13 protein-coding genes are annotated in these 18,071 nt (G+C 70.0%); 8 read left to right on the plus strand and 5 right to left on the minus strand.

All coding sequences use genetic code 11. The annotated features are described in order from the left end of the window. The first annotated feature begins 129 nt into the window (after positions 1 to 129). From gyrB to queE, 3 genes are read left to right on the plus strand one after another with little or no spacing between them, the layout of a single operon-like run. Positions 130 to 2,679 (plus strand): DNA topoisomerase (ATP-hydrolyzing) subunit B, encoded by a 2,550-nt coding sequence (gene gyrB, locus G3A44_RS06670; RefSeq protein ID WP_163456739.1) that lies wholly within the window; start codon positions 130 to 132, stop codon positions 2,677 to 2,679. A 54-nt stretch (positions 2,680 to 2,733) separates the two neighbouring features. Next, entirely contained in the window at positions 2,734 to 3,834 is a 1,101-nt protein-coding gene (locus tag G3A44_RS06675) for a 6-pyruvoyl trahydropterin synthase family protein (protein ID WP_163456740.1), read from the plus strand. Positions 3,835 to 3,838: 4 nt separating this feature from the next. Continuing rightward, positions 3,839 to 4,474 carry a 7-carboxy-7-deazaguanine synthase gene (gene queE / locus G3A44_RS06680; RefSeq protein ID WP_163456741.1) on the plus strand — a complete coding sequence of 212 codons (636 nt, stop codon included), beginning with the start codon at positions 3,839 to 3,841 and terminating at the stop codon, positions 4,472 to 4,474. A 40-nt stretch (positions 4,475 to 4,514) separates the two neighbouring features. On the opposite strand, the gene G3A44_RS06685 is transcribed toward queE, so the two are convergent. The 3 genes from G3A44_RS06685 to G3A44_RS06695 form a co-directional block, all read right to left on the minus strand. Continuing rightward, positions 4,515 to 4,751 (minus strand): hypothetical protein, encoded by a 237-nt coding sequence (locus tag G3A44_RS06685; protein WP_163456742.1) that lies wholly within the window; start codon positions 4,749 to 4,751, stop codon positions 4,515 to 4,517. A gap of 107 nt (positions 4,752 to 4,858) precedes the next feature. After that, on the minus strand, positions 4,859 to 5,917 hold the full coding sequence (locus tag G3A44_RS06690; protein ID WP_163456743.1) for a Fe(3+) ABC transporter substrate-binding protein: 1,059 nt from the start codon (positions 5,915 to 5,917) through the stop codon (positions 4,859 to 4,861). A 121-nt stretch (positions 5,918 to 6,038) separates the two neighbouring features. Continuing rightward, positions 6,039 to 7,655, minus strand: coding sequence for an ABC transporter permease (locus G3A44_RS06695; RefSeq protein ID WP_163456744.1), 1,617 nt, complete (start codon positions 7,653 to 7,655; stop codon positions 6,039 to 6,041). A 154-nt stretch (positions 7,656 to 7,809) separates the two neighbouring features. On the opposite strand from G3A44_RS06695, the gene G3A44_RS06700 reads away from it, so the two are divergent. The 3 genes from G3A44_RS06700 to priA all read left to right on the plus strand — a co-directional run bounded on the left by G3A44_RS06700 (position 7,810) and on the right by priA (position 12,485). Continuing rightward, on the plus strand, positions 7,810 to 8,898 hold the full coding sequence (locus tag G3A44_RS06700) for an ABC transporter ATP-binding protein (RefSeq protein WP_163456745.1): 1,089 nt from the start codon (positions 7,810 to 7,812) through the stop codon (positions 8,896 to 8,898). 60 nt (positions 8,899 to 8,958) lie between these two features. Beyond that, positions 8,959 to 10,047 carry a uroporphyrinogen decarboxylase gene (gene hemE / locus G3A44_RS06705; RefSeq protein ID WP_163456746.1) on the plus strand — a complete coding sequence of 363 codons (1,089 nt, stop codon included), beginning with the start codon at positions 8,959 to 8,961 and terminating at the stop codon, positions 10,045 to 10,047. A gap of 314 nt (positions 10,048 to 10,361) precedes the next feature. Further along, positions 10,362 to 12,485: a replication restart helicase PriA gene (priA, locus tag G3A44_RS06710; protein ID WP_163456747.1), complete on the plus strand. Its 2,124-nt coding sequence runs from the start codon at positions 10,362 to 10,364 to the stop codon at positions 12,483 to 12,485. A 107-nt stretch (positions 12,486 to 12,592) separates the two neighbouring features. On the opposite strand, the gene G3A44_RS06715 is transcribed toward priA, so the two are convergent. Together G3A44_RS06715 and G3A44_RS06720 are read right to left on the minus strand one after the other, a co-directional pair. After that, positions 12,593 to 14,299 (minus strand): cation acetate symporter, encoded by a 1,707-nt coding sequence (locus G3A44_RS06715; RefSeq protein WP_375138637.1) that lies wholly within the window; start codon positions 14,297 to 14,299, stop codon positions 12,593 to 12,595. A gap of 17 nt (positions 14,300 to 14,316) precedes the next feature. Further along, positions 14,317 to 14,625 carry a DUF485 domain-containing protein gene (locus G3A44_RS06720; RefSeq protein ID WP_163456749.1) on the minus strand — a complete coding sequence of 103 codons (309 nt, stop codon included), beginning with the start codon at positions 14,623 to 14,625 and terminating at the stop codon, positions 14,317 to 14,319. A 246-nt stretch (positions 14,626 to 14,871) separates the two neighbouring features. Between G3A44_RS06720 and G3A44_RS06725 the strand changes: the two genes are divergently transcribed. Together G3A44_RS06725 and G3A44_RS06730 are read left to right on the plus strand one after the other, a co-directional pair. Beyond that, positions 14,872 to 16,935, plus strand: coding sequence for an ATP-dependent helicase (locus tag G3A44_RS06725; protein ID WP_163456750.1), 2,064 nt, complete (start codon positions 14,872 to 14,874; stop codon positions 16,933 to 16,935). Positions 16,936 to 16,966: 31 nt separating this feature from the next. Then, positions 16,967 to 18,070 carry a glycosyltransferase family protein gene (locus tag G3A44_RS06730; protein ID WP_163456751.1) on the plus strand — a complete coding sequence of 368 codons (1,104 nt, stop codon included), beginning with the start codon at positions 16,967 to 16,969 and terminating at the stop codon, positions 18,068 to 18,070. The last annotated feature ends 1 nt before the right edge of the window (position 18,071 follow it).

Consider the following 18,071-nt stretch of genomic DNA (forward strand, 5'->3'; position numbering starts at 1 on the left):
CCCACTGACCTCACACACCCGGCGGGCCCCCTGGCCCGCCATCGCATTTCTGAAGGGCCTGCGCCGCGGCCCGTGCCCCCCGCCGGCGCGCAGCGCACGCCCCCACTGACCCTCCGGATCCGAAGCCCCATGAGCGACGCCCAGAACCCCGCCGAACTGCCCCAGAACCCCACCGCCGCCGCCCCCCAGGCCGCCAGCGCGGAGGCCTCGGCCGCCTACGGCGAAGGCAGCATCCAGATCCTGGAAGGCCTGGAGGCCGTGCGCAAGCGCCCGGGCATGTACATCGGTGACACCTCCGACGGCACCGGCCTGCACCACCTGGTCTTCGAGGTGGTGGACAACTCCATCGACGAGGCCCTGGCCGGCCACTGCGACGACATCGTCGTCACCATCCACACCGACAACTCCATCTCCGTCACCGACAACGGCCGCGGCATCCCCACCGGCGTGAAGATGGACGACAAGCACGAGCCCAAGCGCAGTGCCGCCGAGATCGCCCTGACCGAGCTGCACGCCGGCGGCAAGTTCAATCAGAACAGCTACAAGGTCTCGGGCGGCCTGCACGGCGTGGGCGTGTCCTGCGTCAACGGCCTGTCCAAGTGGCTGCGCCTGACCGTGCGCCGCGACGGCAAGGTGCACCAGCTGGAGTTCAAGCAGGGCGTGCCGCAGGACCGCCTGATTGAGGTGCGCGACGGCGTGGACACCAGCCCGATGCGCGTGACCGGCGACACCGACAAGCGCGGCACCGAAGTCCACTTCCTGCCGGACACCGAAATCTTCAAGGAAAACAACGAGTTCCACTACGACATCCTGGCCAAGCGCCTGCGTGAACTCTCCTTCCTGAACAACGGCGTCAAGATCCGCCTGGTCGATGAGCGCAACCAGAAGGAAGACAACTTCGCCTACGCCGGCGGGGTCAAGGGCTTCGTCGAGTTCGTCAACAAGGGCAAGAAGGTCCTGCACCCCAACATCTTCCACGCCATCGGCGACAAGATGAGCGAGCAGGGCACCAACGTCGGCGTCGAGGTGGCGATGCAGTGGAACGACTCCTTCAGCGAGTCGGTGCTGTGCTTCACCAACAACATCCCCCAGCGCGACGGCGGCACCCACCTCACCGGCCTGCGCGCCGCGATGACCCGCGTCATCAACAAGTACATCGACGACAACGACATCGCCAAGAAGGCCAAGGTCGACATCAGCGGTGACGACATGCGCGAAGGCCTGGCCTGCGTGGTCAGCGTCAAGGTGCCCGAGCCCAAGTTCAGCTCGCAGACCAAGGACAAGCTGGTCAGCTCCGAGGTGCGCGCCCCGGTGGAAGACATCGTCAGCCGCCTGCTCACCGACTGGCTGCTGGAGAACCCCACCGACGCCAAGACCATCTGCGGCAAGATCGTGGACGCCGCCCGCGCCCGCGACGCCGCCCGCAAGGCCCGCGAGATGACCCGCCGCAAGGGCGTGCTCGACGGCATGGGCCTGCCCGGCAAGCTGGCCGACTGCCAGGAGAAGGACCCCGCCGGCTGCGAGATCTACATCGTGGAGGGCGACTCCGCCGGCGGCTCGGCCAAGCAGGGCCGCGACCGGAAGTTCCAGGCCATCCTGCCGCTGCGCGGCAAGATCCTGAACGTGGAAAAGGCGCGCTACGAGAAGCTGCTGTCCAGCCAGGAAATCCTCACCCTCATCACCGCGCTGGGCACCGGCATCGGCAAGGGCATGGGCGGGGACGACTTCAACCCCGACAAGCTGCGCTACCACCGCATCATCATCATGACCGACGCGGACGTGGACGGCGCCCACATCCGCACCCTGCTGCTGACCTTCTTCTACCGGCAGATGCCCGAGTTGGTGGAGCGCGGCCACATCTACATCGCCCAGCCGCCGCTCTACAAGGTCAAGCACGGCAAACAAGAGCAGTACCTGAAGGACGCCAGCGCCCTGGACGACTACCTGCTGCGCGTGGCGCTGGACAGCGCCGTCATCGAGCCCGGCGCAGGCCGCCCCGCCCTGCGCGACAGCGGTTTGAGCGAACTGGCCACCACCTACGTGCGGGCCAACCACGTGATCGACCGGCTCTCCGCCTGGATGGACGTGGAAGCCCTGCGCGCCATCGCCGACGGCTTGACCCTGCAACTGGACGACGCCGCGCAGGCCGAAGCCAGCGCCATCGCCCTGAAGGCGGCCCTGCATGATGCCGAGGTCGCCGCTGTCTACGACGAGCGCACCGACAAGCACCTGCTGCGGATCAGCCGCCGCCACCACGGCAACGTCAAGAGCAGCGTCATCAGCCCCGACTTCATCCACGGCGCCGACTACGAAGCCCTGGCCACTGCCGGCCTGAGCTTCAAGGGCCTGCTGGCCGAAGACGCCACGGTGCGCCGCGGCGAGGGCGAGAAGGCCAAGGAGAGCAAGTGCGGCGCCGACTTCCGCGCCGCCATGGGCTGGCTCATGCAGCAGGCCGAGAGCAGCGTGGGCCGCCAGCGCTACAAGGGCCTGGGCGAAATGAACCCCGAGCAGCTCTGGGAAACCACGATGGACCCCACCGTGCGCCGCCTGCTGCGCGTGCAGATCGAAGACGCCATCGAGGCCGACAAGGTCTTCACCATGCTCATGGGCGACGAGGTCGAGCCGCGGCGGGACTTCATTGAGACGAATGCGCTGAGGGCGGCGAATATTGACGCGTGACGCGTGGCGCAGGCCCCCATCCGGGCCCGTCGCCGCAGCCCCACCCGCCCCACCATGGAACTGCGCACCCTGCACTGCGCCGCGGCCGGCTTTGAAGCCGCCCGGCACGTGGACCTGCTGCCCGCTGGCCACCGTTCACGCCGCCTGCACGGCCACAGCTTTCTGGCCAGCGTGCGCTGCGCGCTGCCGGCGGGCTGGGCAGCGTTTGCAGGCGGAGAGGTAGAACGCCTGCGCGCCGAGCTGCAGTCCCACATCAGCCGACTGGACTACCGCCTGCTCAACGAGCAGGTCAGCCAGCCCACCGACGAGAACCTGGCGCGCTGGGTGCGGCGGCAGCTTCAGGCGAGCGTGCCGGGGCTGGAGCAGGTGGGCATCCAGAGCACAGCGCATGAAGGGGTGGACTTGGACGGCTTGGGCCATGCGCACGTGTGGCGCCGCTACCTGTTCCAGTCCGCCCACCGCCTGCCCAATGTGCCGGCCGGCCACAAGTGCGGCCGCATGCACGGTCACGGCTTCGAGGTCATCCTTCACGCCAACCAGGATCTGGGTGAAGGCGACCTCAGCATCGACTTCGACCACCTGGACCACATCTGGGCTCCTTTCCAGGCCCAGCTGGACCACGCCTGCCTGAACGACCTGCCCGGCCTGCACAACCCCACCAGCGAGATGCTGTCGAGCTGGTTGTGGGCGCGCATCAAGCCGCAGCTGCCTGAGCTGTCTTGGATCACCGTGTACGAGACCGGCTCCTGCGGGGCCAACTTCGACGGCCAGCGCTACCGCATCTGGAAGGAGATGACCCTGGACAGTGCCCTGCAGCTGCGCCAGGCGCCCGAGGGCAGCCCGCTGCGCCGCATCCACGGCCACACCTACACGCTGCGCCTGCACCTGTCGGCCCCGCTGGACGAGGTGATGGGATGGACCGTGGACTTCGGCGACGTCAAGACACTGTTCGACCCGCTGTTCAAGGCGCTGGACCACCGGCCGCTGCATGAGATTGCCGACCTGCCCGACTGCGACACGGCCAGCCTGGCGCACTGGATCTTGCGCAAGGCCCGCCCCGATCTGCCCCCGCTCGACCGGGTAGATCTCTACGAGACGCGCGGCTGCGGCGCCATTGCGCTGTTGTCTGAACAGGGGCCGGCGCTGCCGGTGTAAGACGATGGCCTACACGGTCAAGGAGCTTTTCTACACGCTGCAGGGCGAGGGTGGCCAGGCGGGCCGCGCGGCCGTCTTCTGCCGCTTTGCGGGCTGCAACCTGTGGAGCGGGCGGGAGGAGGACCGCGCCCAGGCCGTGTGCCGCTTCTGCGACACCGACTTCATCGGCACCGACGGGGTGGGCGGCGGCAAATTCGCTTCAGCCCTGGCCCTGGCACAGGCCATCCAGAGCGCCTGGACAGGCCAGGCCGGCGGCCGCCCGCTGGTGGTGTTCACCGGTGGTGAGCCCCTGCTGCAGCTGGACGCCGTGCTGGTGCAGGCGGTGCATGCCCAGGGCTTTGAGATTGCCGTGGAAACCAACGGCACCCAGCCTGCTCCAGAGGGCCTGGACTGGATCTGCGTCAGCCCCAAGGCCGATGCCCCCTTGGCGCTCACCCGCGGCACCGAGCTCAAGCTGGTCTTCCCGCAGGCGGACGCACCGCCGGAGCGATTCGCGCACCTGGACTTCCAGCACTTCTTCCTGCAGCCCATGGACGGCCCGAGCCAGCGGGAAAACCTGCAAAAGGCGGTGGCTTACTGCTTGCAGCACCCTCAGTGGCGGCTCAGCCTGCAGACGCACAAGGTCATTGGGATCGCCTGAGACTGAGGGCCCTCAGGGCGCGAACGAGCCCTATCGGCGCTCAGCAACGGCCCGAACGCCGGCTGCGCGGCTGGAGCTTGTCGAGCTCGGCGAACTGCTGCTTGAGCAGCATCAGCAGGGTGCGGGCGTCGTCCACCGAAAGGCTCAGCACCGTGGCCGGCTCACCCTCGTCACGAGGGGGGCGCGGCAGCACCAGGGCGTCGAGGCGCATCTCGATGAGGCCCTTGTCGTGGCGCAGGGATTTCAGGCGCTGGACTTCAATGGAATGGGTCTTCATGTCAGGGGGATCCGGAGCAGCGGGCCACAGGGGCCCGCAGGTTGTGCATCACCCTGCGGATTGTCGACCCACTGGCGGGCAGGGGCGCCGACGGGCGCCCCTGGGGCTCACTTGAAGCCGACGCGGTCCAGGAGCTGCTGGACCTTGGCGCTGTTGGCGCCCACCACGGCCACCGGGATCACCTCGGCCTTGAACGGGCCCAGGGCCTTGAGTGCGGGGTTGTCGGCGCTGGCGCCTTCCACCACGGCGTATTCGTTGTTGCCGTTGGCAAAGTAGCCCTGGGCCTTGGGGCTGGCCAGGTACTCCAGGAACTTGATGGCCGCCTCACCGTGCGGGGCATGGCGGGCGACGGCGCCGCCGGCGATGTTCACATGCGCGCCCACGTCGGCCTGGTTGGGGAAGACCACGCCGACCTTCTCCATCACCGCCCGGTCTTCGGGCTTGGTGGAGCGCATCATGCGCGCCACGTAGTAGCTGTTGCTCAAGGCGATGGCGCACTCGCCGGAGGCCACGGCCTTGATCTGGTCGGTGTCGCCACCCTTGGGCGGGCGGGCCATGTTGTCGACCATGCCCTTGAGCAGGGTTTCGGTCTTGGCCGGGCCGTGGTGTTCCAGCAGGGCGCCGAACAGCGACAGGTTGTAGGGGTGGGCGCCGGAGCGGGTGCAGACCTTGCCCTTGTTCTTCGGGTCGGCCAGTTCCTCGTAGGTGTCGGCGTCTTCCTTCTTGACCGTCGTCTTGTTGTAGACGATGACCCGGGCCCGGGTGGAGAAGCCGAACCACTGAGAGCCCTGGCCCTTGTCGGCGCCACGGAGCTTGGCCGGGATGCGCTGCTCCAGCACAGCGGATTTGATGGGGCGGAACAGCCCCGACTCCTCGGCACGCCACAGGCGGGCGGCGTCGACCAGCAGGATCACGTCGGCGGGGCTGGCAGCGCCTTCGTTGCGCAGGCGCTCCAGGATGCCGGCGTCGTCGGCGTCCACACGGTTGATGCGGATCCCGGTGGCGGCGGTGAAGTCGGCGTACAGCGCCTCGTCGGTCTGGTAGTGACGGGCGGAATACAGGTTCAGCACCTTGTCGTCCTGGGCCAGGGCCAGGGACGAGGACAGACCGGCCAGGGCAGCGGTCAACAAGGCGGCCCGACGGGCCCAGGGACGCAGCGCAAACATTCACTCACTCCGGTGGCGCCGTGCAGAAGGCGCACAGCGGGTTGGAAACGGGGCGCGGCAGGGGAACGCCGCGCGGGCCGGAGTCTATTCGCAAATGAGAATGCGTGTCAGTAAGGCCCACTCAGCGCGTGGGGCGGGTGGAGCGCACCAGCAGCATCACCGGCAGCAGGCCGACGGCGACGATGGCCAGCGAGGGCAGCGCCGCCTCGGCCAGGCGCTCGTCGCGGGCGAACTGGTTGGCGATGATGGCCAGGGTGTCGGCGTTGAAGGGGCGGAGCACCAAGGTGGCCGGCAGCTCCTTCATGACATCCACAAAGACCAGCAGCGCCGCGGTGCCGGCGGTGCGCCGCATCAACGGCCAGTGCACCCGGCGCCACAGGGCGGCGTGACGGGCGCCCAGCATGCGGGCCGATTCGTCCAGGCTCTGGGGCAGGCGCGCGTAGCCGGCCTCGACGCTGTGCAAGGCCACCGCGGAGAAGCGCACGAGGTAGGCGTACACCAGCCCGGCCAGGGTGCTGGTGAGCCAGGCCGCGGCCTGTGTCTGGGGCCACAGGCTCTGCACCATGCCTGCAGGCAGCAGGATGCCCACCACCACCACCGCGCCAGGCACGGCATAGCCCAGGGAGACGGCACGCACCAGGCCTTGCAGCAGCGGTCCGGGCTGGCGCCGGCGCAGAAAGCCCAAACCCAGGGCCAGGGCGGCGGCGAGCACGGCGGTCAGGCCCGCCAGCAGCAGGCTGTTGCCGCACCAGCCCAGAAACCGGTCCCAGGGCAGACCGACCTCGCCGCTGTCGCCCCCGTCGCCGCCCTGGGCCAGCAGCCTCAGCAGCGCCAGCACGGGCAGGACAAATCCCACCAGCACCGGCAGCAGGCAGACCGTCCAGGCCAGCAGGGCCCGGCCGCCGCGCAGGGGCACCGGCCGCGCCTCATGCGACTCCACCGCCCCCAGGCGGGTGATGGCAAAGCGCAGCCGCCGCTGGGCAGACTGCTCGGCCCACACCAGCAGGGCCACCACCAGCAGCAGTACCGTGGCCAGCTGCGCGGCGGCATGGCGGTCCCCCATGGACAGCCAGGCCCGGTAGATGCCGGTGGTGAAGGTGCTCAGGCCGAAGTAGGCGCCGACGCCATAGTCGGCCAGGGTCTCCATCAGGGCCAGGGCCGTGCCGGCGGCGATGGCCGGGCGGGCCAGCGGCAGGGCCACCGCCAGGATGCGCCGGGCCGGCCCCGCGCCCAGCAGGCGCGCGGCCTCCATCAGGGGTACCCCCCGCTCGGCCAGGGCGCCGCGCACCAGCAGGTGCACATAGGGATAGAGGCAGGCGATGAACAGGACGATGGCGCCCCAGGCATTGCGGATGTCAGGCCACAGGGCGCCCTGCGCCCCGGTCAGGCCGCGCAACGCGGTCTGCACCGGCCCGCCGAACTGCAGGGTGTCGGTCCAGGCATAGGCCAGCACATAGGCCGGCATGGCCAGGGGCAGCAGCAGCAGCACCTCGGCCAGGCGCCGCCCACGGAACTCGAACAGGGTGACGGTGGCCGCCGTGGCACTGCCCACCACCGCCACGCCCAGCCCGACGCCCACCGCGATGCCCATGGAGGTGAGCGCGTACTCGGGCATCACCGTCTGGACCATGTGGGCCAGGGTGGCCCAGCTCTGACCGTCGGCGCTCCACCAGGCACTGGCCAGGGCCAGCACCGGCAGCACCAACAGCACGCAGATCAGGCACAGCAAAAGGGTCATGCGGCGTGGCGCCAGGACGTGGGCAGGCAGAGGAAGAACGGAGGCGGGTCAGCCAGCGGCCGTGGTGCAGGAGGCAGCACACGGTCGTCGAGCCGGCGGACGGGACGCGGGGACGTTGTTGAGAATGATAACCATCCAGTTATGATCTTCCGTCATGTTCCTGCAACTTGATCAGGTGTCCGTGCGATACCGCAGCCAGGTCGACGGCAGCGGCCGGGAGGCGGTGCGCAGCGTCGGGCTGAGCCTGCCGGCCGGCGGCATCGGCGTGCTCATCGGCCCCTCGGGCTGCGGCAAGACCTCGCTGCTGCGGGCGGTGGCCGGGCTGGAGCGGCTGCACGCAGGCCGCATCACGCTGGGCGGAGAGGTCTTGGGCGACGCCGCACAGCGCCTGCACCTGCCGGCTGAGCGACGCCGCATCGGCATGGTCTTCCAAGACTATGCGCTGTTCCCGCACCTGAGCGTGGCGCAGAACGTGGGCTTCGGACTGCACAGCTGGCCACGGGCCGAGCGGGAGGCCCGGGTGAGCGAGATGCTGGCGCTGGTGGGCCTGTCGGCCCATGCGCGGCAGGCGCCGCACCAGCTCTCCGGCGGCCAGCAGCAGCGCATCGCGCTGGCGCGGGCGCTGGCACCGCGGCCACGCCTGCTGCTGCTGGACGAACCGTTCTCAGCCCTGGATGTGGAGCTGCGCGAGCGGCTGGCCCACGAGGTGCGTGACATCCTCAAGCAGATGGGCACGTCGGCGCTGTTCGTCACCCACGACCAGCAGGAGGCCTTTGCCCTGGGCGATGTGATCGGGGTGATGAACCAGGGCGTGCTGGACCAGTGGGATTCGGCCTACGACCTCTACCACCGGCCGGCCACGGCCTTCGTGGCCAACTTCATCGGCCACGGGGTCTTCGCGCCGGCCCGCATCGTCACCACGCCGCAGGGCACGCGGGTGGATACCCCGCTGGGCCTGCTGGACGACGTGGCCGGCTGCCCCCTGCCCGAGGCCTATCCCGGCGGCGAATGCCAGGTGCTGCTGCGGGCCGACGACATCGTCCACGACGACCATGCGCCGGTGAAGGCGCGCATTCTGCGCAAGTCCTTCCGCGGAGCGGAGTTCCTCTACACCCTGGCCTTGGCCGAGGGCCTGGAGGTGCTGGCCCATGTGCCCTCCCACCACGACCACCAGGTGGGCGAGTGGATCGGCGTGCGCGCCTGCGTGGACCATGTGGTGACCTTTCCGCGCGGCACCGCCTGAGCGGCCGGGGCCTGAGGCAGGTCAGCCTGGCGCAGGCCCATGGGGCGGATAATCGGGCGCATGTTCGCCCCGCTCCAAAACGACTGCTTCCTGCGCGCCTGCCTGCGCCAGCCCACCCCCCATACGCCAGTCTGGCTGATGCGCCAGGCTGGACGCTACCTGCCGGAGTACTGCGCCACGCGCGCCAAGGCCGGCAGCTTCATGGGCCTGGCCACCCACGTGGACTACGCCACCGAGGTCACGCTGCAGCCGCTGGAGCGCTACCCGCTGGACGCGGCGATCCTGTTCTCGGACATCCTGACCGTGCCCGACGCGATGGGCCTGGGCCTGTCCTTCCAGGCCGGCGAGGGCCCGAAGTTCGCCAAGGTCGTGCGCGACGAGGCGGCGGTGGCCGCGCTGGCCGTGCCGGACATGGACAAGCTGCGCTACGTCTTCGACGCGGTCACGTCGATCCGCAAGGCCCTGAACGGCCGCGTGCCCCTGATCGGCTTCTCCGGCAGCCCCTGGACCCTGGCCTGCTACATGGTCGAAGGCGGCGGCTCGGACGACTACCGCCAGGTCAAGAGCCTGATGTACAGCCGCCCCGACCTGATGCACCGCATCCTGCAGGTCAACGCCGACGCCGTGGCCACCTACCTCAACACCCAGATCGACGCCGGCGCGCAGGCCGTGATGGTGTTCGACAGCTGGGGAGGCGTGCTGGCCGATGGCGCCTTCCAGTCCTTCTCGCTGGACTACACCCGCCGCGTGGTGTCGCAACTCCAGCGCGAGAAGGACGGCCAGCGCATCCCGGTGATCGTCTTCACCAAGGGCGGCGGCCTGTGGCTGGAGGAGATCGCCGCGGTGGGCGCCGATGTGGTGGGGGTGGACTGGACGGTCAACCTGGGCAAGGCCCGCGCCGCCGTGGGCCACCGCGTGGCCCTGCAGGGCAATCTGGACCCCAATGTGCTGTTCGCGCCCCCGGCGGCGGTGCAGGCCGAGGCCCTCAAGGTGCTCGACAGTTTCGGCCGCCCGCAGCGTGCCGATGGCGGCTGGGATGGCCACATCTTCAACCTGGGCCACGGCATCAGCCAGTTCACGCCGCCCGAGCATGTGAGCGCCCTGGTGGAGGCGGTGCATGCCCACTCGCGGGTGCTGCGCCAGGCCTGAACAGGCCGCCAGACGGCCAGGACAAAGGCCGACGCTTGCGCGGGGGGCTTGACTTGTCCCCAGCGCGGGGCTTGCGGAGGGGGCCTCCCCCCGGCGACAACCGGCCCCGGCGCCCCCCCAGAGACCTTTACGCAAGTTGTTGATTCATAAGGACTACGCCCAACTGCCTCGCCATGAGGCAATCCAAGGCGGCGCCCTAAGAATCAAGGCCTTAGCGGCCCCTACCCAAGGTTGCCAACAAAGTTATCCACAGAAACCGTGGGCAACTTTCTCCACAGCCTCGAATCAAGCACTTAGCGGCCACCCCTGACAAGATGCCCGAAGTTCCGGCGCCAAATGAGGCTGTGGATGACCCGGTCGAGACCGCGCAGCAGGTCCTGCCGGTCTTGGTGGACATGCCCTTTCATGGTGCGTTGGACTCCACGCTGAGCTACCTGGGGCCGGCACTGCCTCCTGGCAGTCTGGTGCGGGCGCCACTGGGCCACCGCGAGGTGCTGGGCCTGGTCTGGGACGCACCGTCGGATGACCTCGTGGCGCCGGGCCAGACACTGCGTGCCCTGCTGGGCACCCTGGACCCCCTGCCCCCGCTGCCCCTGGCCTGGCGGCGCCTGGTGCGCTTTGCCGCCAGCTACTACCAGCGCAGCCTGGGCGAGATGGCCCTGTCGGTGCTGCCGCCCGAGCTGCGCAAGCTCGACCCCGCCAGCCTGACGCGCCGGCTGCGACGCAAGGGCGGTCTGGGCAGCGCCCCCGCGCCGACCGACGCACCACAGACCGCCGCCCGGCCCGAGCCCACCGAGGACCAGGCGCAGGCCCTGGCCCAGCTGGCCGCGCTGCAGGCGCGCGAGCCCGGTGGCACCGCCCTGCTGCTGGGAGTAACCGGCAGCGGCAAGACCGAGGTCTACCTGCGGCGGGCCGAGGAGGCGCTGGCCCAGGGCCGCCAGGTGCTGGTGCTGGTGCCCGAGATCAACCTCACCCCGCAGCTGGAAGCGCGTTTGCGCGACCGCTTTCCGGGGCGGTTGCTGGTGACCCAGCACAGCGGCCTGACGCCCGCGCAGCGCCTGCGCCACTGGCTGGCCGCGCACCTGGGCCAGGCCGATCTGGTGCTGGGCACGCGCATGGCGGTCTTCAGCCCCCTGCCGCGCCTGGGCCTGATCGTGGTCGACGAGGAGCACGACGCCAGCTACAAGCAGCAGGAAGGCGCGCGCTATTCGGCCCGCGACCTGGCTGTCTACCGCGGCCGTCTGGAAGGGGTGCCGGTGCTGCTGGGCTCGGCCACGCCCTCGCTGGAGAGCTGGCGGCACGCCCAGCAGGGGCGCTATGCACTGGTGCCCATGCGCCAACGGGTGGGACAGGGGGCGCTGCCGCAGGTGCGTTTGGTCGACATGACCCAGCAGCCGCAGGCGCCGCGCGGCCAGGAGCCGCCGCCACTGGCCGCGCCGGTGCTGGCCGCCCTGCGCGAGCGCTTGGAGCGCGGAGAACAGAGCCTGCTGTTCCTCAACCGCCGAGGCTTTGCCCCGGTGCTGCACTGCCCGGCCTGCCAGTGGAAGAGCGACTGCCCGCACTGCTCGGCCTGGCGGGTCTTCCACAAGCTCGACCGCACACTGCGCTGCCACCATTGCGGCTTCTCCGACCGCGTGCCGCGGGCCTGCCCCAGCTGCGGCAACCCCGACATCCAGCCCGTGGGCCGGGGCACCGAACGCCTGGAGGAGCAGATCGGCCAGTGGTTGCCCGGGGTGCGGGTGGCCCGCATCGACGCCGACAGCACCCGGCTCAAGGGCACGCTGGAGCAACAGCTCTCGGCCGTGCATGCCGGGGAGGTGGACATCCTGGTGGGCACGCAGATGGTGACCAAGGGCCACGATTTCCGCCGCATCACGCTGGTGGTGGCCGTCAACCCGGACGGCGCGCTGTTCACCACCGATTTCCGGGGGCCGGAGCGCCTGTTTGCCACGCTGATGCAGGCCGGCGGCCGGGCGGGGCGTGATGCCGAGGCGGCCGCCCGCAGCGAGCTGTGGATCCAGACCTGGAACCCGGCGCATGCGCTGTTCCAGTCGCTGCGCCGGCACGACTACGAATCCTTCGCCGCGGCGCAACTGGCCGAGCGGGAGATGGCCGGGCTGCCGCCCTACAGCCACCTGGCCCTGCTGCGGGTGGAGGCACGCACGCCGGAGGCCGCCCAGGATTTCCTGGCGCTGGCGCGCCGGGACGCCATGGCCTGGGTGGAGGCGCAGGCGGCGGAGGTGACGGTCTACCCGCCGGTGCCCCCCTATCTGGCGCGGGTGGCCGGTCTGGAGCGGCGGCAGATGCTGCTGGAGAGCGGCAGCCGACCGGCCCTGCAGGCCCTGCTGCGCGACTGGCTGCCGGGGCTGCGTGGCCTGCGGGCGCAGACGCCCGGCGTGGCACGCTGGGCACTGGACGTGGACCCGCTGGGCATCTGAAAACGCACAAGGCCCGGCACGGGGCCAGGCCTTGGGGCGGGGCCGTGCCCCTGCGCTGGAGCGCCGGGGCGACGGCGGCCTGACGCCAAGCGTCAGGCCGGTGGGGCTCAGTGGCCGGAGGCGCCGGCGGCACCCAGGCCGGTCTCGGAGCGGACCTGCTGGGCCTCGAAGTCGGCACGCTCCTTGGCCGCCTGGGCGCTCTTGTCCAGGACAGAGAACAGCCAGATGCCCACGAAGCCGATGGTCATGGAGAACAGCGCCGGCGAGGTGTAGGGGAACCAGGCCGAGCCCTTGGGGTTGCCCAGCGTCACTTCCCACACCGAGGGCGAGACCACGGTCAGGCCCACCGAGCTGATCAGGCCCAGGAAGCCGCCGATCACCGCGCCCTTGGTGGTGCAGTCCTTCCACAGCACGCTCATGAAGAGCACGGGGAAGTTGGCCGAGGCGGCGATGGCGAAGGCCAGCGACACCATGAAGGCGATGTTCTGCTTCTCGAAGGCGATGCCCAGGGTCACGGCCAGCGCGCCCAGTGCCAGGGTGGTGATGCGCGAGACCTTCAGCTCCGAGGCGCTGTCGGCCTTGCCGCCCTTGAACACGGTGGCGTAGAGGTCGTGCGAGACGGCCGAGGCGCCCGAAAGCGTCAGGCCGGCCACCACCGCCAGGATGGTGGCAAAAGCCACCGCGGAGATGAAACCGAAGAACACGTCACCACCCACGCTCTTGGCCACCAGCACCGCCGCCATGTTGGCCGTGCCGGCGCCGCCCTTGATGACCCCCTTGGCGGTGTCGGCGAACTCGGGGTTGGTCAGCACCAGGGTGATGGCGCCAAAGCCGATGATGAAGATCAGCACGTAGAAGTAGCCGATCCAGGTGGTGGCCCAGAACACGCTCTTGCGGGCTTCCTTGGCATCGGGCACGGTGAAGAAGCGCATCAGGATGTGCGGCAGGCCAGCGGTGCCGAACATCAGCGCCATGCCGAAGCTGATGGCCGAGATCGGGTCCTTGACGAAGCCGCCCGGCTTCATGATCGCCTCACCGGCCTTGGCGGCCTCCTCCGGCGTCTTGCCGGCGGCCTCGGCAATGGCGGCCTTGACCGCCACGCCCTTGGCGAACAGCGCCTCGGGGCTGAAACCGAACTGCGCCATCACCATGAAGGCCATGAAGGTCACGCCCGCCAGCAGCAGCACGGCCTTGATGATCTGCACCCAGGTGGTGGCGGTCATGCCACCAAACAGCACGTAGACCATCATCAGGGCCCCGACGATGACCACCGCCACCCAGTACTCCAGGCCGAACAGCAGCTTGATGAGCTGGCCGGCGCCGACCATCTGGGCGATCAGGTAGAAGGCCACCACCACCAGCGTGCCGCTGGCGGCGAAGGCGCGGATGGGCGTCTGCTTGAAGCGATAGCCCGCCACGTCGGCAAAGGTGAACTTGCCCAGGTTGCGCAGGCGCTCGGCCATCAGGAAGGTGATGACCGGCCAGCCCACCAGAAAGCCGATGGAGTAGATCAGGCCGTCGTAGCCCGAGGCCATGACGGCCGCGGAGATGCCCAGGAAGGAAGCGGCCGACATGTAGTCGCCGGCGATCGCCAGGCCGTTCTGGAAGCCGGTGATGCCACCGCCAGCGGTGTAGAAGTCGGCGGCCGAGCGGGTCTTGGCTGCCGCCCACTTGGTGATCCACAGGGTGCCGGCCACGAACAGGCCGAACATGACGATGGCCGTCCAGTTGGTGGCCTGCTTGGCGGCCTGCCCCACGTCACCGCCGGCGGCCAGCACCGCACCGCTGGCCAGCAGGCCGGCGGCGAGGGCCATGAAACGAGATGCGCGCATCACTTGACTTCCTCCGCCAGGATTTCCTTGGTCAGCCGGTCGAACTCGCTGTTGGCCCGCCGCACGTAGATGCCGGTGATCACGATCGTGAAGACGATCACCCCCATGCCGATGGGCACGCCGATGGTGGTCACGCCAGTGCCCAGGGGCTGGGACAGGAACTCCTTATTGAAGGCGATCAGCGCGATGTAGCCGTAGTACACGACCATCATCAGCGCGGTCAGCATCCAGCCGAAGGCGCTGCGCTTGGCCTTGAGCTCCTGGTACTTCGGATTCGCCCGGATGCGGGCGACCACGGGGTCTGTCATCTGTCTCACTCCTCGCAGGTTGGAAACGCTGGGGCGGGCCTGGGCCCGTCGTTTGCGGCGAGTGTGGGAGCCAAGTCTGACCGTGGGCTGACCCCGAATGGAGCATTTCCAGCCAGAACGCTTGATCAAAGTCAATCCATACTGACACCAATCTGACGCCGCCACGGTCCGGCCGGCAGGGGACGGCTTGGCTATGATCCGCGCCCCAGCCGCCTTCCCCCTCGACGCCGAGAGGTGCCACGCCCCATGTCCGCCCCCGCCACGCTGAACCCGGCCCAGATGGAAGCCGTGCATTACCTTGGAGGTCCCTGCCTGGTGCTGGCGGGTGCCGGCTCAGGGAAAACACGGGTGATCACCCACAAGATCGCTCGGCTTCTCCAGGCGGGTCTGGGTCCCAAGCGCATCGCGGCCATCACCTTCACCAACAAGGCGGCGCTGGAGATGCGCGAGCGTGCCCGTGCCCTGGTGGGCCCACGGGCCGCGCAGGAGCTGGCCATCAGCACCTTCCACAGCCTGGGCGTGCGCATGCTGCGCGAGGACGGCGAGAAACTCGGCCTGAAGGCGCAGTTCTCCATCCTCGACAGCGACGATGTGCTGGGCGTGCTGCGCGACGCCGGCAGCAGCACCGACAACAAGGTGGCACGCCAGTGGCAGTGGACCATCAGCCTGTGGAAGAACCAGGGCCTCAACAGCGACGGGGCGCTGGCCGCGGCCCAGAACGCCGACGAGCAGGTGGCCGCCCGGGTGATGAAGCTCTACGAGGAGCGCCTGGTGGCCTACCAGGCGGTGGACTTCGACGACCTCATCAGCCTGCCGCTCAAGCTGCTGCGCACGAACGACGACGCCCGCGCCAAGTGGCAGGCCCAGTTCGGCCATGTGCTGGTCGACGAATACCAAGACACCAACGCCGTGCAGTACGAGCTGCTCAAGGCCCTGGTGGACCACCCCGAGGAGCGCCGCCGGGGCCAGTTCACCGCGGTGGGCGACGACGACCAGTCCATCTACGGCTGGCGCGGCGCCACCATCGAGAACCTGCGCCGCCTGCCTGAAGACTTCCCCGGGCTCAAGGTCATCCCGCTGGAGCAGAACTACCGCTCCACCACCGCCATCCTGCGCGCGGCCAACGCGGTCATCGCCGGCAACCCCAAGCTCTTCGAGAAGAGGCTGTGGAGCGACCGCGGCGAGGGCGAACCGGTGCGGGTGGTCGAGTGCGACGGCGAAGAGCACGAGGCCGAACGCGCGGTGGGCCGCATCCAGGCCCTCATGGCCCAGGACCCCACCCTCAAGCCCAGCGACTTCGCGGTGCTCTACCGCACCAACTTCCAGGCCCGCCCGCTGGAGCAGAAGCTGCGCGCCGCGCAGATCCCCTACAAGGTCTCGGGCGGGCAGAGCTTCTTTGACAAGGCCGAGATCAAGGACCTGTGCGCCTGGCTGCGTCTGCTGGTCAACCAGGATGACGACCCCGCCTTCCTGCGGGCCATCACCACGCCCAAGCGCGGCATCGGCCACACCACCCTGGGCAAGCTCGGCGAGTTCTCCGGCCAGTGGAAGGTGAGCATGTTCGAGGCCCTGTTCGCCGAGAGCCTGCCGGCGCTGGTGGGCGCCAAGGCCCTGGCCGGCCTGCACGAGTTCGGCCGCTGCGTGAACGACCTGGAGCACCGTGCCCGCACCACCGTGGGCGCCGAGGACGCCAAGGCGCTGATGCTGGGCTGGCTCAAGGACATCGCCTACGAACAGCACCTCTATGACCACGAGGACAGCGAGAAGGTGGCCGCCGCGCGCTGGAGCAATGTGCTGGACTTTGTGGACTGGGTGGCCCGGCGCTGCGGCGGCCAGATCAGCCAGGAAGGCGGCGCCACCTTCGAGAGCGAGAAGAAGAGCGTGCTGGAGGTGGCCCAGACCATCAGCGTCATCCTGAGCCTGGCCGAACGCGGCGAGGAGCAGGACCAGGTGACGCTGACGACACTGCACGCCTCCAAGGGCCTGGAATGGCCGCATGTGGTGCTGGTGGGCGTCAACGAGGGCATCCTGCCCTTCCAGAGCGAGGGCGAGGACATGACCGCCGCCCGCCTGGAGGAGGAGCGGCGCCTGATGTACGTGGGCATCACCCGGGCGCAGAAGTCGCTGGTGGTCAGCACCCTGCGCCGGCGCAAGAAGGGCCGCGAACTGGTGGCCGGCATCCCCAGCCGCTTCATCCCCGAGATGAAACTGCACGAGGCCGCCCAGCAGGAGGACCCCAAGGACCGCCTCAAGCGCCTGCGCGCCGAGCTGGCCGCCAAGGCCGCCGCCAGCGCCCCACCCGCGGCCTGAGGCCCCCACAGGAGCGGCGATGATGCCGGGCATGCCCACCGCTGTGCCCACTGCCGCTGCCCCCGAGGCACCGCCGCCGCCCCAGCCGCTGCGGGTCGCCTGGTGGCCGGCGGCCACGCGGCCCGGCCTGGCCAGCTACCGCCTGCGCTGCGCCGTGCTGCAGCCGGCCCTGCGACGTTGGGGCTGGGCCACCGGCCTGTACCCGCAGGTGACCGCCCCCCAGGTGCTGGTGCTGGGCAAGCGCTACGACCCGGCCAGCCTGGCGCAGGCCCAGGACCTGCGCCGGCGCCATGGCACCCGGCTGGTGCTGGACCTGTGCGACAACCACCTCGACGCCGAGACGGACGACCCCGCCTGGGCGGCTCGGCGCGCGTGGCTGCTGCAGGCCCTGGACCAGGTGGACGGGGTGGTGGCCGCCTCGGACGCGCTGGCCGAGGTCATCCGCCTGGCCCGGCCCGGCACGGCGGTGCAGGTGGTGGGCGATCCGGTGGAGCCGGCTCGGCGGCTGGACGGTTGGGCCGCGCTGCGCCACCCCCACGCCGCCTGGCAGGCCACCGTGCTGGGCCGGGCCCTCCCCCCCCGCGGGCACGCCACGCGGCTGGTGTGGTTTGGCCAGCACGGCACGGCCTATGCCCGAGGCGGCCTGCAGGAGCTGGCGCGGCTGCAACCCTGGCTGGAGGACCTGCAACGCCAGCGGCCGCTGCATCTGACCGTGGTGAGCAACCACCGGGCCCGGGCCGGCGCACTCACCGCGGGCTGGCGCCTGCCGGTGCACTACCTGGACTGGCACCCGGCCACCTTCGATGCGGTGCTGGGCTGGCAGGACCTGGCGCTGATCCCGGTCACCCTCACCCCCTTCACCCGCTGCAAGAGCGCCAACCGGCTGCTGACCGCCCTGGCCCGCGGGGTGGCCGTGCTGGCCGACCCGGTGCCCAGCTACCAGCCCTGGGCCGATCTGGTGCCGCTGGGCGACTGGGAGACGGCCCTGGCCCGTGCGGTGGCCGAGCCGGGGTGGCGCCAGGCCCAGGTGGCCGCTGCCCGCCCCCGCCTGGCGGCCGAGGCCACCCCCGAAGCCCTGGCCCGCCAGTGGGCGTTGGCCCTGGGCCAGGTGGCCGGCTTTCCGGGGGTGCGCTAGG

The sequence above is a fragment of the Ideonella livida genome, assembly GCF_010499455.1.
Classification (GTDB): Bacteria; Pseudomonadota; Gammaproteobacteria; order Burkholderiales; family Burkholderiaceae_C; genus Ideonella; species Ideonella livida.